Raw genomic sequence first — 12,983 nt, 5'->3', positions numbered from 1 at the left:
GAATCCGCCGTGGACCATCCGATGCATCCTCCGGGACAGGACTCCCCGTCCCTTAGGCGAGCCCGCATCCTCCGGGAGCGGGCGGAGCGCCTCGCCCGGGAGGAGCCCCCGGCGCCCGAGGGGGCACTGCTGGACGTGGTGGCCTTCCCCCTGGGGGGCGAGCCCTTCGCCGTGGGGGCGCTCCACGTGGGGGAGGTCCTCCCCCTGCGGGGGGTCACCCCTCTGCCGGGGACGCCTCCCTTCGTGGCGGGCATCCTGAACCTCCGGGGAACCCTCGTCTCCCTGGTGGACCTTCGGGTGCTCCTCCACATGCCCCGGGAGGAGGAGGCCCGGATGGGGGTGATCCTCCGGGGCAAGGGAATGGAGTTCGGCCTGGTGACGGAGGGGCTTCTGGGAACCCGACGGGTTCCGGTGGAACAGATCCGCCCCGCCCCCCCGGGGACGGGGGACCCCTGGGGGCTGATCCTGGGGATCTGGGAGGACCTGATCCTGCTGGACGGGGCGCGCCTTCTGGCGGAACCGTCCCTGGTGGTGGACGACGCGCCCGACCCGGGCGGGAACACGACGACACGGAGGGAAGGGGAGGAAAGACGATGAACCTGCTGCAGCACGTCCGGATCGGGAAAAAACTGGCCCTGGGCTTCGGGATCCTGCTGGTCGCCCTGGTGGGGATGGGGGCCCTGGGGCTGTATGGGCTCGACAAGCTGACGGGGGACATGGACTTCATCATCACGAACCGCATCCCGGACCTGCGCGCCCTGGGAGACCTGAACTACCTGCGCATGAAGGTCCACACGGAGGTATACGAGGCGGGCACCTCGGAGAAACAGGCGGACCAGGAGACGGTCTTCCGGACCCTTCTTGAGGACCGTCCCGCTCTATGGGGAGAGATGGACCGGGCATGGCAGGTCCTCCTGTCCACAGTACGCATGAGCGACCGGGGACGGGGGCTGGTGGCCACCCTCAAGACCCAGTACCCCGCATGGAGAGCCCAGCACGCGGAGCTGGAACAGGCGATGCGGCGCATCCTGGAGGCCCCCAACCGGACGGAACGCCGCCGTCTCTTCCAGGATTACCAGCTCCGGGTGCAACGCCTGGTGCCCCTTTCCGACGCTATGGGCAAGACCCTGGACGATTTGAGCCAGAATAACCGCAGGAACACGGAAAAGCTCATCCGAACGGACCTGGATCGGGCGAAGACCGTCCGGCACACCACCCTCTTCGCCCTGCTGGGCGCCGTGCTGGTGGCTTTTCTGGTGGGCCTGGCCATCACCCGCAGCATCTCCGGCCCCCTGGGGATGGGGGTGGAACTGCTGAAACGCCTGGATCAGGGAGACCTCACCGGGGAAGTCCCGGAAGTCCTGGCTGCCCGGAGGGACGAAATCGGCGACCTGGCCCGGGCACTGAAAGGGCTCATCGCGAGCATGCAGACCCAGATCGAGGCCATCAGCGGGGCGGCAAGCGCCTTGAGCTCCTCCTCCGCCCAGGTGTCCGCCACGGTGGCGGAGGTGACCGCCGCCGCCGAGGAAACCGCGGCCTCCGTGGCGGAAAGCTCCACCACCATGGAGGAGGTGCGCGCCACCGCGGAGAACACCAGCCGCAAGGCCCGGGAGGTGGCGGAGACCTCCCAGAAGGGGCTGGAATCGGTGCAGACGGGGCACAAGGCCACGGAGGCCATGGTGGAGGGGATGCAGCGCATCCACGAGCGCATGGGCTTCATCGCCGAAACCATCGTGCGCCTGAGCGAGCAGAACCAGGAGATCGGGGAGATCACCCAGTCCGTGGAGGACCTGGCGGAGCAGTCCAACCTCCTGGCGGTGAACGCGGCGGTGGAGGCCGCCAAGGCGGGGGAACAGGGACGGGGCTTCGCGGTGGTGGCCCAGGAGATCAAGAACCTGGCGGAACAGTCCAAGCAGGCGGCCAAGGAGGTGCAGCGCATCCTCCAGGACATCCAGAAGGCCACCAGCGCGGCGGTGATGGCAACGGAGCAGGGCAGCAAGGCGGTGGAACAGGGCATCCAGAACGCGGGCCCCGTGAAGGACTCCATCCTCACCATGAGCCGCAAGCTCACCGACACCGCCCAGCTGGCGGCGCAGATCGCCGCGGCGAACCGGGACCTCTTCGTCGGGGTGGACCAGGTGACCCAGGCCATGGGGAGCATCCGGGAAGCGGGGTCCCAGAACGTGGCGGGGATGAAGGACCTGGAGGACACGGTGCGCCACCTGCGGGATCTGGGGCAAGGGCTTCTGGACCTGATGAAGCGCTACCGGGCCTGACATGGGACCGGAGGAAGCCCCCGAGAGAGGGGGGACGGCATGAGCGGTTCCGACCTGTCCCCGGAGTTTCTGGAGGAGCTGCGGGGGGACTTCGCCGTAGAGGCGGCGGAACACCTCCAGACGGTGGTGTCCGGCCTCCTGGATCTGGAGAAGGACCCGGAGAGCCCCGCCAGGGAGGCGGTGTACCGGGCGGTGCACAGCATGAAAGGCGCCGCCCACGCGGTGCAGCTTCCCCGGGTGGCCTCCCTCTGCCAGCCCCTGGAGTCCGTCCTGTCGGGGATGCGCAAGGGCCTCCTCCACCTGAATCCCTCGGGATTCGACCTCCTCCACCGCACCGCCGACGCCTTGGGGGAGCTGGTGGCGGGGCGGGACGACGGGACCTCCCCCGGGCTGGCCCGGGAACTGGAGGGACTCTGCCTGGGAGCCTCCCCTCCCCGAGCCCCGTCCCAGGAGGAGACGCCCCCTCCCGCCCTCCAGGAACCGGAAGCCCCTTCGCCGGAGGCTCCCTCGGGGGACCTGCGGGCAAACCGGGACACGGTGCGCATCGAGACCCAGAAGCTGGATTCCCTGCTGCTCCAGGCGGAGGATCTGCTCTCCCTCAAGCTCTCCCTGGCCCAACGCCTGGGGGAGGTGGAGGAAGCCCTTTCCCGCTGCCTCCCCTGGCGGAAGGGCTGGGAGAAGACCCTCCATGCCCTGAAGTCCTCCTCGGGACAAGAGGCCCTGCGCCCCCTTCTGGAGGAACACCGGGCCCGGATGGAGGACCTGCAGGACCGGCTGCGTCGGCTGCGCAAGGAGATGCGCCGGGACCTGCTGGCGGCGGATCGGTCCCTCTCCTCCCTGATGGAGAGCGCCAAGGGGGTGCTGATGCTTCCCCTGGGGACGATCCTCCAGGGGTATCCCAAGGTGGTCCGGGACCTGTGCCGCCTGTTGGGCAAGGAGGCCGCCCTGACCGTCTCCGGGGAGGACACCCCCATGGACAAGCGGATCCTGGAGGGGCTCAAGGACCCCCTGCTCCACCTGCTGCGCAACGGGGTGGACCACGGCCTGGAACCCCCGGAGGAACGGCTCCGTCAGGGCAAACCTCCCGCCGGGAACCTCTCCCTGCGGGTCCACCGACAGGAGGGGAACCGGGTGGAGATCGTCCTCTCCGACGACGGCCGGGGCATCGACCCCCGAGCCCTTCGGCAAAGCGCCGTGAAGGCCGGGGTCCTCTCCTCCCAGGACGCGGAAGCCCTGGACGACGCGGCAGCCCTGGGACTCCTGTTCCGCTCCGGCGTCTCCACCAGCCCCCTGGTCACGGACATCTCCGGCCGGGGACTGGGCATGGCCATCGTGGAGGAAGGGGTGCAGAAACTGGGAGGCTCCGTGACGGTGCGCTCCGTACCGGGGGTGGGGACCACCTTCCTCCTCTCCCTGCCCCTGACCCTGGCCACCTTCCGGGGGCTTTTGGTCCGGGAGGGGGGGCGTTCGTTCCTCGTCCCCACGGGCAGCATCCTCCGGGTCCTGCGCATCCCCCGGGACCAGATCTCCTCGGTGGGATCCCGGGAGACCTTCCGGATGGACGGAATCCCCCTGGGCCTGGCGCGCCTCGGCGGGGTCCTGGGACTGCCTCCGGGACCGGAAACAGGCCCCCACCTCCCCGTGCTGGTCCTGACGTCGGGGAGTTCCCGCCTGGGCTTCGCGGTGGACCAGATCCTGGAGGAACAGGAGGCCCTGCTGAAGCCCCTGGGCCCCCAGCTCGTCCGGGTGCGTCACCTGGCGGGGGCCACGGTGCTGGGCTCCGGGGAGGTGGTCCCGGTGCTCCACGCGGGAGACCTGATCCGCTCCGCCCTGGAGGGGGAAGCCTCCGTCCGGGCCGGTTCCTCCCGGGAGGAGGACCGCCGCCCCTCCGTGCTTCTGGTGGAGGACTCCATCACCTCCCGGACCCTGCTGCGCAACATCCTGAGCGCCGCAGGGCACGAGGTGACCACGGCGGTGGACGGGGAAGAGGGCTGGAACCTGGTGCGGGAGGGCTCCTTCGACCTGGTGGTCTCGGACGTGGAGATGCCCCGGATGTCCGGGTTCGACCTCACCGCCCGGATCCGCTCGGACCCCCGGCTCCAGGAACTGCCGGTGGTGCTGGTCACTTCCCTGGAGTCCCGGGAGGATCGGGAGCGGGGCGCAGAGGTGGGGGCGGACGCCTACATCGTCAAACGGGGCTTCGACCAGGGGAACCTGCTGGACGCCGTGAGACGCCTTCTGTAGCATCCGCAAGAGGGAGGGGAACCCATGATTCGGGTGCTGGTGACGGACGACTCGGAAGTCTTCCGCAAGCTCTTGGGCAACCTGCTGGAGAGGGACCCGGAGATCCGCGTGACGGGACAGGCCTCCTCGGGAGAGGAGGCGGTGGAACGGGTCCTGAGGCAGCCCGACGCCTTCGACGTGGTCATCATGGACGTGCAGATGCCCGGGATGGGGGGACTGGAGGCCACGAGGCGCCTCATGGGAACCGCCCCCCTGCCCATCGTGGTGGTCAGCGCCTGCTGGTCCCCCGAGGAGATCGACCTGACCTTCCGGGCCATGGACGCGGGGGCGCTGGAGATCCTCCCCAAGCCCCGGGACGGGGAACCCCTGGAGTCCTATGCCCAGGAACTGACGGCGAAGGTCCGACGGGCGGCCTCCGTCCGGGTCCTGCTTCCCGCGCCCCGACACAGGGCACCGAAACGCCTTCCTCCCCTCCGGAGCGAGGAGCTTCAGGTGGTGGCGGTAGGAGCCTCCACGGGGGGACCCCAGGCTCTCAAGGTCCTGTTGCCCCGGCTGCCCGCCGCCTTCCCCCTGCCCCTGCTGCTGGTGCAGCACATCACCCCGGGCTTCGAGGAGGGCTTCGCGGACTGGCTGGACCGCAGCGGCCCCCTGAGGGTGAGGCTGGCCCGACGAGGGGACGACCTGATCCCGGGGCAGGTCCTGGTGGCCCCTGCGGGAACCCACCTGGAGCTGGACCCGTCCTGCCGGGTGCTCCTCACCCAGGCCCCTCCGGAACACGGGGTGCGCCCCGCCGCCTCGGTGCTCTTCCGCTCCGTGACCCGACGGTTCGGAGGCGACGCGGCGGCGGTGCTCCTCTCCGGCATGGGCACCGACGGGGCCCAGGAGATGCGGCTCCTCCGGGATCGGGGAGGGACCACCTTCGCCCAGGACGCCCCCTCCTCCCTCATCTGGGGCATGCCCGGGGAGGCGGTGCGCCTGGCGGGGGCGGAACAGGTGCTCCCCCCGGAACGCATCGCCGCAGCCCTGGCCGCCCTGGCCCGAAGACCCGACGAAGACGACGCGCCGCCGCGCGAAGGAGGAACGAAACCATGATGGAACGGGACGATCTGATCGGCCACGCCGACACCCTCCGGAACGCGGAGATCCTGGTGGTGGAGGACAGCCTCACCCAGGCCAAACGGCTGGAGCGGGTCCTGCGGGAGAACGGCTTCGCCGTCCGGGTGGCCCGGGACGGCCAGGCGGGCCTGGATGCAGCCCGGGAGCAGCGCCCCACGGTGATCATCACCGACGTGATGATGCCCCGCATGGACGGCTTCGAGATGTGCCGCTGCATCAAGGAGGACCGGGCCCTTCGGGAGATCCCCGTGATGGTCCTCACCTCCCTCTCGGACCCCCAGGACATCATCCGGGGGCTCCACTGCGGGGCGGACAACTTCCTCACCAAACCCTACGGGGAGGAATACCTCCTCCGTCGGCTTCGGCACATCCTCTCAAACCAGGAACTCCGCCGGGAGGGACACTCCCAGATGTCCGTGGAGGTCTTCTTCGCGGGGGAACGGCACAAGCTCACTGCGGACCGGATGCAGATCATCGACCTGCTCCTGTCCACCTTCGAGGCGGCGGTGATGCAGACCGAGCAGATCGAACGGCTCAACGGAGAGACCCGGGACGCCCGGGAGGAGGCCAAGCAGCTCCAGGAGAACTTCCGCACCCTGCTGGAGAACCTGGAGGACGCGGTGGCGGTGGTGGGACAGGACGGGCTGGTGCGGTACGCCAACGGGGCGGCGCATCTGCTTCTGGGGGACGCGGTCCGAGAGGGGACGGCCTTCCCCTTCCCCCTGACGGAGGAAAAACGGGAGGTCTCCCTGGTGCTCCCCGACGGGACCCCCCTGATCGCGGACCTGCGGGTCACCGGCTCCACCTGGAACCGGGAGCTGGTCTCCCTGGCCACCCTCCGGGACGTCACGGAGACGGCGCTGATGCGGGAACGGCTCAAGCAGGAAGCGCTGACGGACTACCTCACGGGGCTGTACAACCGCCGGGGCTTCATGACCCTGGGGGAGGATCGGCTCCAACTGGCGGCCCGCCTGGGGCAGACTTTGGCCTGTCTTTTCCTGGACCTGGACGGCTTCAAACACGTCAACGACACCCTGGGACACGACGAGGGGGACGAAGTCCTCCGGGACACCGCCGAAGCCCTGAAGGAGACCTTCCGGGCTTCGGACCTCATCGGACGCATTGGGGGGGACGAGTTCGCGGTGCTCCTGCTCTGCGACGAATCGGACCAGGTGGAGACCCTCCGAACCCGCCTGGAAACGGCCCTGGAAACGGTCAACCAACGGACTTCCCGCCCCTACCGGCTGGCCCTGAGCATGGGCCTGGCCACCAAGGCCCCAGGGGAGGTCCTGTCCCTGGAAGACCTGATGGACACGGCGGACAAGCGCATGTACAAGGACAAGATCGCTCGGAAGGGCTCGGAAGCCCGCTAGAAGCCGGCCCGGAAGCCGGGCGCTCCCCGAGGCCCCCTAGACGAGGGAAAGCAACCTCGCCACCACCGGCTCGGGGGCTTCGGGCTCAAGACACCCGGGGACGGACACCCGATCCATCCACTCCAGGTCCTCCCCGGCTCGGACCTTCAGCTCCCTCCACCAGGCCCAGAGGCGCTCCATCTCCTCCGCGGGCTTGGGACGACCGTTGGTGGGAAAGGCCAAACGGCGCAGGTAGCGGTATTCCCTGAAATCCCCCAACAGGGGGACGATGCCCAGAGCGTAGCTTCGCTGCCTCGCCACCCGCCGGACCTCCCCGAACCGCTCCACCCGGGCCAACCGGTCCTTCCAGTAGGGCTGTCTGCTTTGCCGCATCAGGCTCACGTCCCGCTCCAAGGTGCACGGGGTCTTCCCGAAGAATCCCGCCAAATCCCGCATTTCCAGGGGAAAGGGGGATTCTCCCGCGCCCTGGTCTTTGCGCCACGCCTCCAGCCTCTCAAGGACGACGCTCCTTCGTCCCGCCAGAACCTCATGCTTCTGCTCCAGCGCCTCCAGAAGGCGCTTCTCCCGCAGCTCTCGGGCCTCCTGCTCCGTCATGACGACCCCTTTCCCGCCCCTCCAATCCTCCCGCAGCAGCGCCGGAAGGAGGCGACGGAAAAATTAAATACAACATACGGTACCTAAGATACACCTTCCCGGTGGCGGGGTCAATCTCGCCCCGGCCCGTCCAGCCCCTCCTCTTCTGATGAAGAGAGCGGGGAGGATGGTGCAGGATCAGCGTTGGGTTTTTCCTCCAAGGGCATCGATTACGAGAATGAGGATTTCGTGGCCCGCTTCAAACCCCGCGACTCCGGGGCCAGGCGTATCGCCTCATAGGCCCCAAACAGAACCTCCGCTACAATGGAGGAAACAACCATGGCAAGGAAAACTCTGAGGAACGCCGCCGCCATCCTGCCAGGGAAGGCGGGAAGCACATCCCCCGCGATCGGGGGGGACCAAAGGAATTCGCCGTCCAGAACGGACGGCCTCATGCCCCCCTTGCCGAAGGCTCCGTCTCTGCGGGGAGGGCGAAGGCGGGCACCTGGCAGGTTCGTTCAAGCAAACCGTTCTGGGATCAACGTCACGGGCTCCGACAAGGAGGGGTTCCATGGACATCGACAGGGTCCGAGACATCCTACGCCAAAACAATGCATTGCTGCTTCAACACCACGTACGTTCTTTATCCGTTTTCGGTTCGGTTGTGCGGGGTGAGGCTGGGCCGGACAGCGACATCGATCTCCTGGTGGAGTTTCAACCGAACGTGGCTGTGGGGCTGTTTGAATTTATCCGGTTGAAAAACGAACTGAGCACCCTGCTGGGCATGAAGGTGGACCTGGGTACCCCCGATGCGCTTCACCCCGCCCTCAAAGAAGAGATTCTCAAGGAGGCCGTCCATGTTGCATAGAAAGTGGGCGTTCCGCCTTCAAGACATGCTTCATGCAGCGCATAAAATCGGGGACTATGTCGAGGGCTTGACCTTCGAGGGGTTTCTTGCGGACGAGAAGACCTACGATGCGGTCATCCGCCAACTCACAATTCTAGGTGAGGCGGCGTCCCATGTGCCGGATGGGTGCCTTTTCGACGATCATTCGACCCCGCAATGGGGGGATTTTAGATTACTGAATACAGTGGAGACATGAGAACGGGAGAACACGTTTTCGTCAGGTTGTGGGGTGACCGGACGGGAACAGGACCTTCGCGCAGGAGCTGAACCGATGTGCTGGAGACAGGGTCACGGTCCACGAGGAGGATCTTCTTGTGGTGGAGTGCCCCCCGGTTAGATGCTCTTTGGCCCCCTCGGTCCGGGGCGTAGGACGGAGGGAAGCACCGACACGGGAACGTGCCGCCCCCCGGGCCTGTGGCCCGGGGGGCGGCACTCATTTGCGGCGCCATCCCAGATGGACGAAACCCCGGGAGGGATAGGGGATCCGCTGGTCGAACCCCAGTTCCTTCGCCAGGGCCAACAGCTCCCCCTGCCGGGAGGCGGGGCAGGCCAGGTCGACCGCCCGCCCCCGGGTGTGGAGGCTGCCCGGAACTCCCCCCACCCTCCGGTTGTGGGAGGGACAGCGGTAGCCGCTGGTGACCCGCACCCCGCCCCAGCGGCGAGCCAGCTCCCGCAGTGCCCCGTAGAGGGGCTCGTGAAGCACCAGGGCGCCGCAGCATCGGCAGCGCAGGTCCTCCCGTTCGGGGATGCCCCGCCGGTTCATCCCCCCTCCCCCCGCACCGATCTGGGAGGAGCTTCTCCCGTTGCTTCCCGGATCGGTCCGCCTCCCAGCAGGCATCCCCGGGTGAGGATGGCCTGAAGCTCTCCGATGGCCCGGGTGAGGGCCTCCATGCGGCTTTCCATGCGAACCAGCAGGAAGGCCGCCACCGCCACGGGAAAGGCCGTCTGGCCCGTCGCCTTCAGCAGTTCCTCCATGGGCGCGTACCTCCTTTCGGTGGGTTCCTCATCATCCCGTATGGGCTGCTTCCCGGGGCCCAGGAAACCGCAGTTGCATCTTAGCGTTGACCAGTAAATAGCTCAGAGCCGCATAGGTGGAGGTGCGGTAGCCTCGGGCTTTCGCCGAGGCGGCCTTGAAGAGGCTGTTGCGTCCCTCCAGGATGCCGTTGTCGATCCCGGTTCGGATGTGATTCAGGACCCCCTCCCAGTGATTCTTGATGGTTCGGGCCAGCTTCTTGACCGGTTCCAGGCGGCTGTGGCTGGCTCGCCAGTACCAGCGTTTCAGCCACACGGTCCCCCAGCGCGGGACCTTCTCGTAGAACTCCTGCAGGAGGAGCTTCAGGGCGTAGGCCCTTTGGGTCTTGCGGGTGTTCTTTGAGGCAAGCAGGGCGGTGAGGGCTGCTTGCTGCTTGGGCGAGAGACTTTCGGGGTTGTAAAGCCAGAGGTAGCGGCTTCCCGTCAGTTCCTCGGCACCCCGGCGTTCCTCTCGGCGGACCTGGTCCACCGCTTCGTTCATCATTTTGATGACGTGGAATTTGTCGAAGGTCAGGCGGGCCTGGGGAAAGTTCTCCCCGATCCCCTGGATGAAGGCCTCGGACATGTCCAGGGTGAAGTCGGTGATGACGGAGGGGGCGACACCTCGTGAGGTCAGGTAGGCCGCAAACCGCGCCAGGACGGCCTTGCCCTTCCCCTCCGTGACCCAGATGGCGTGTCCCCGGTCCAGGTCCACGAAGGCGGTGACATACCTGTGCCCCCTGCGGTAGGAGGTTTCGTCCACCCCGACCCTGCGCAGCCCCGTAAGATCCTGGGTGGCCAAGAAGCGGTCCACGTGCCGGCGGATGATCCGCCAGAGTCGGGTGTCCGTCTCCCCCAGGACGCGGGAGATCTCCTTCACGGGAAGAAGGGGGGCCAGTTCCATCACGAAGGCTTCGAAGAGCAGGGTGAAGCCGCTCCGTTCCTCTCCCCAGGGGACGGCGATCTGGTGGACTCCATGTTCCGGACACTCCGTTCGGGGGACCCGGGCGTGAAGGTAGGTCTTGTGCTGGAAGAGGTTCAGGTGGCGCCAGGTGCGCTCCAGGCAGTCATGAACCGGATGGGAACCCCCGCACTTCGGGCAGGGGAATCGGGTGCCCTCCCGGAAGGAGACGTGCAGGTCCACCCGTCCCTCCAGGGGATCCCATTCGATGGACTGGATGAACCAGGGCTCTTCCAGGCCCAGAAAACCCAGGAAGAGCTGGTTCAAGTCCGTCACTTCCTTGCCGCTGCTCTTTCGCGCCTTGCGCATGAATCCGTCCTCCTGTGAGAGAACCATGAAGAGGCCTCATGAAATTTGAACTCTATGCTAGCACCAAACCCGTATCGCGCCAGCCCTCAAAGACCCTGTTCCGAGGGTGCCCATACGGGATGATGAGGAGCCCTTTCGGTGGACCCGGGGGGCCGCCCCCGGGTGGGGACGGCCCTCCAGACGAGGGGCTAGGCCCCGAAGAGCACCGTGGCGGTGCGGTCCACCACCTCGGCGCTCGTGGGAGCGGACAGGGTGCTGGTGAACACGTTCTGCGTCACCAGGGCGTTCATGGCGGTCTGCACGGCAACTTCCGTCAGGCCGTCCTTGGCATTGGGCAGGGAGAGCAGGAAGCTCTTGCCCTCGGGGGTGGAAAACTCCATGCGAAGGGTCTTCATCGTTCATTCCTCCCTTTGTCGACTAATCGGCAACGCCGTCGGTGTCGGTCTTGAGCACTTCCAGAACCGGATAGGCCAGAAGGGGGGACAGGGCGTCGGCCACCGCGTCCACCGCATCGGCGGTGGCGCTCGCCTTGAGGCGGGACAGGGTGACGGTCTTGCTCTTGCCCTTGCCGTCCGGTCCCACCCCCAGGTCCAGTACCAGGGACATGCTGCTCTTCAGGGTGTTGTAGCTTGCCATAGGTGCCACCTCCATTGGATTCGGGGATCATCCCCGGGATAGGTCGGCGCCTTCTCCCGCTTGCGCGGGCGGGATGAGCGCCCCGAAGGAGGTTGGGCCCGGTTCTCTCCTCCCTCGGTTCCGGCAGAGCCGGTTTGCCTTCAAGGCAAACACAGCCTAACTCGACAACCCATAGTTGTCAAGCAGTCAAATATGATTCCCCTTTGTCAGCTTTCGGAGTCAGCGGCGGTGCGAGGGAAGGAGGCGAAGCAGGGGGAAGAGGAGCAGCAGCAGGAGCACCCCCAGAGCCAGGCAGCGGCCGTAGGCCAACTGTTCCGCTCCTCGCCCCAGGAGGTCTTGGAGGAGGTCCGGGGAGGGCAAGGGGGCGTCGAGGCGGTTCCCCATCTGGCGAAGGAAGAGGGCAGAGGTCCGGAGGAACTCCGCCGGGGCGAGGATGCGCCCCGCCCCCAGGGAACCCAGGAGCACCGCTGCGTACCAGCGGAGGGCGGAGGCCCGGTGCACCGGCCCCAGGGGGCCGGAGGCGATGCGCCAGGAGGACTCCAGAACCAGGCCCAACCCCAGGCCGAAGGCCCCGCAGCCCAGGCCCCACATCCCCGGGGAGGGGACACCCCAGATTCCCGAGAGCCCCCCCAGGGCCCCCGCTCCCAGGGCAAGCCCCGCAGCCACCAGGAGGCGGGGGAACCGGTCCAGCAGGGCGACCACCCCCTGCCCTCCCAGGAGAAGCCCCAGGAGCAGGAACTCCGGGGTACCCCCTCCCCCACCGGGGAAAAGACGCCCCCCCAGCCCGTTCAGGAGGCTGGACGCGCCGGCCAGGACGAAGGCGCTTCCCCCCGCCAGGACGGCCCCTCCCACGAAGGCCCGGTGGCGGAAACAGAGGGCCGAGAAGATCCCCCACCGGAAGACCCCCATCCAGAGGAGAAGCCCCCACAGGGCCAAAAGCAGCACCCGAGCCCCTCCGGGAGAGGGAAGGTCGCAGGAGCGGACGAGGACGAGGAAGAAGCCCCCCACCAGGAGGGCCGCCCCGGGAAGGCGCAGGGGGCCGGGGGGGGAGGACGGGAGAAGGGGGGCACCCGTCTCCCCCTCGGGAAGGGGAGCCGCCGGGCGCCGTTCCTCCAGAAAGCCCAGGACCGCAAGGAGGGCCAGCAGCCCCCCCAGCCACAGGAAGACCCCCGGGGAGAGGAGGGAGAGGAGGACCCCCGCCCCGGCTCCCAGGGGTCCCCAGCCCGAGACGTCCCCTTCCTCGGGGATGGGCCCCTCCCCCAGTCCCGTGCGGGCCAGCAGGGCCACGGCCACGCCTTGGAAGAGGGAGAGGGGAAGGGAGATCCAGGGCAGGGGGACAAAGGCCAGGACCCACCCCGACAGCCCCAGGAGCCCTCCCAGGAAGAGGACTCCCGGGTCCTCCTCGGGACGAGGGATCCAGGTCAGCCCCAGGCCCAGTCCGGCCCCGAAGGCGGCGGCGTTCCAGGCTCCCGGGAGGGTTCGGAGGGCAAACCCCGCCAGCACCCCCGCCGCCAGGGCGGCGACGGGGGACGCGAGGTGCTCTCGAAGGGACGGGGTGGAGGGGGAGGAGGTCACGG

General features: G+C 67.9%; 14 protein-coding genes. 7 read left to right on the top strand and 7 right to left on the bottom strand.

Features of this window, described 5'->3' with window-relative positions:
* The first annotated feature begins 9 nt into the window (after positions 1-9).
* From APAU_RS02355 to APAU_RS12430, 5 genes are read left to right on the top strand one after another with little or no spacing between them, the layout of a single operon-like run.
* The gene (locus APAU_RS02355; RefSeq protein ID WP_006300062.1) at positions 10-597 is read left to right on the top strand and encodes a chemotaxis protein CheW; all 588 of its coding nucleotides are present in this window, start codon (positions 10-12) and stop codon (positions 595-597) included.
* Complete coding sequence (locus tag APAU_RS12435; RefSeq protein ID WP_006300061.1) at positions 594-2,276, top strand: HAMP domain-containing methyl-accepting chemotaxis protein; 1,683 nt, start codon at positions 594-596, stop codon at positions 2,274-2,276. Before APAU_RS02355 ends, APAU_RS12435 begins: the two co-directional genes overlap by 4 nt.
* A 39-nt stretch (positions 2,277-2,315) precedes the next feature.
* Positions 2,316-4,520 (top strand): hybrid sensor histidine kinase/response regulator, encoded by a 2,205-nt coding sequence (locus tag APAU_RS02345; RefSeq protein WP_006300060.1) that lies wholly within the window; start codon positions 2,316-2,318, stop codon positions 4,518-4,520.
* A gap of 24 nt (positions 4,521-4,544) precedes the next feature.
* A complete protein-coding gene (cheB, locus tag APAU_RS02340) occupies positions 4,545-5,612 on the top strand; it encodes a chemotaxis-specific protein-glutamate methyltransferase CheB (RefSeq protein ID WP_006300059.1) in 1,068 nt (355 codons plus the stop codon).
* Positions 5,609-7,009: a diguanylate cyclase gene (locus APAU_RS12430; RefSeq protein ID WP_006300058.1), complete on the top strand. Its 1,401-nt coding sequence runs from the start codon at positions 5,609-5,611 to the stop codon at positions 7,007-7,009. The genes cheB and APAU_RS12430 overlap by 4 nt, the downstream gene beginning before the upstream one ends.
* A 36-nt stretch (positions 7,010-7,045) precedes the next feature.
* Here APAU_RS12430 and APAU_RS02330 read toward each other — a convergent pair whose 3' ends face one another.
* The gene (locus APAU_RS02330; RefSeq protein ID WP_006300057.1) at positions 7,046-7,603 is read right to left on the bottom strand and encodes a hypothetical protein; all 558 of its coding nucleotides are present in this window, start codon (positions 7,601-7,603) and stop codon (positions 7,046-7,048) included.
* 550 nt (positions 7,604-8,153) lie between these two features.
* Here APAU_RS02330 and APAU_RS02320 point away from each other — a divergent pair.
* Together APAU_RS02320 and APAU_RS02315 are read left to right on the top strand one after the other, a co-directional pair.
* Complete coding sequence (locus APAU_RS02320; protein ID WP_006300056.1) at positions 8,154-8,450, top strand: nucleotidyltransferase family protein; 297 nt, start codon at positions 8,154-8,156, stop codon at positions 8,448-8,450.
* On the top strand, positions 8,440-8,685 hold the full coding sequence (locus tag APAU_RS02315; protein ID WP_006300055.1) for a HepT-like ribonuclease domain-containing protein: 246 nt from the start codon (positions 8,440-8,442) through the stop codon (positions 8,683-8,685). Before APAU_RS02320 ends, APAU_RS02315 begins: the two co-directional genes overlap by 11 nt.
* Positions 8,686-8,922: 237 nt before the next feature.
* On the opposite strand, the gene APAU_RS02310 is transcribed toward APAU_RS02315, so the two are convergent.
* From APAU_RS02310 to APAU_RS02285, 6 genes are all read right to left on the bottom strand, one after another.
* Positions 8,923-9,252, bottom strand: coding sequence for a YcbK family protein (locus tag APAU_RS02310; protein ID WP_006300054.1), 330 nt, complete (start codon positions 9,250-9,252; stop codon positions 8,923-8,925).
* Positions 9,249-9,464, bottom strand: coding sequence for a YvrJ family protein (locus APAU_RS14825; protein ID WP_006300053.1), 216 nt, complete (start codon positions 9,462-9,464; stop codon positions 9,249-9,251). Before APAU_RS14825 ends, APAU_RS02310 begins: the two co-directional genes overlap by 4 nt.
* 31 nt (positions 9,465-9,495) lie before the next feature.
* The gene (locus tag APAU_RS02300; RefSeq protein WP_006300052.1) at positions 9,496-10,770 is read right to left on the bottom strand and encodes an ISL3 family transposase; all 1,275 of its coding nucleotides are present in this window, start codon (positions 10,768-10,770) and stop codon (positions 9,496-9,498) included.
* Between the two features lie 188 nt (positions 10,771-10,958).
* Positions 10,959-11,165 (bottom strand): DUF2922 domain-containing protein, encoded by a 207-nt coding sequence (locus APAU_RS02295; RefSeq protein ID WP_006300051.1) that lies wholly within the window; start codon positions 11,163-11,165, stop codon positions 10,959-10,961.
* Between the two features lie 22 nt (positions 11,166-11,187).
* A complete protein-coding gene (locus tag APAU_RS02290) occupies positions 11,188-11,406 on the bottom strand; it encodes a DUF1659 domain-containing protein (RefSeq protein WP_006300050.1) in 219 nt (72 codons plus the stop codon).
* Positions 11,407-11,625: 219 nt separating this feature from the next.
* Positions 11,626-12,981, bottom strand: a complete 1,356-nt coding sequence (locus APAU_RS02285; RefSeq protein ID WP_006300049.1) for a hypothetical protein — start codon at positions 12,979-12,981, stop codon at positions 11,626-11,628.
* Positions 12,982-12,983 lie beyond the last annotated feature (2 nt).

The organism is Aminomonas paucivorans DSM 12260, from assembly GCF_000165795.1.
Classification (GTDB): domain Bacteria; phylum Synergistota; class Synergistia; order Synergistales; family Synergistaceae; genus Aminomonas; species Aminomonas paucivorans.
The sequence above is the reverse complement of the archived record's forward strand: the minus strand, read 5'-3'. Positions and strand labels throughout refer to the sequence as shown.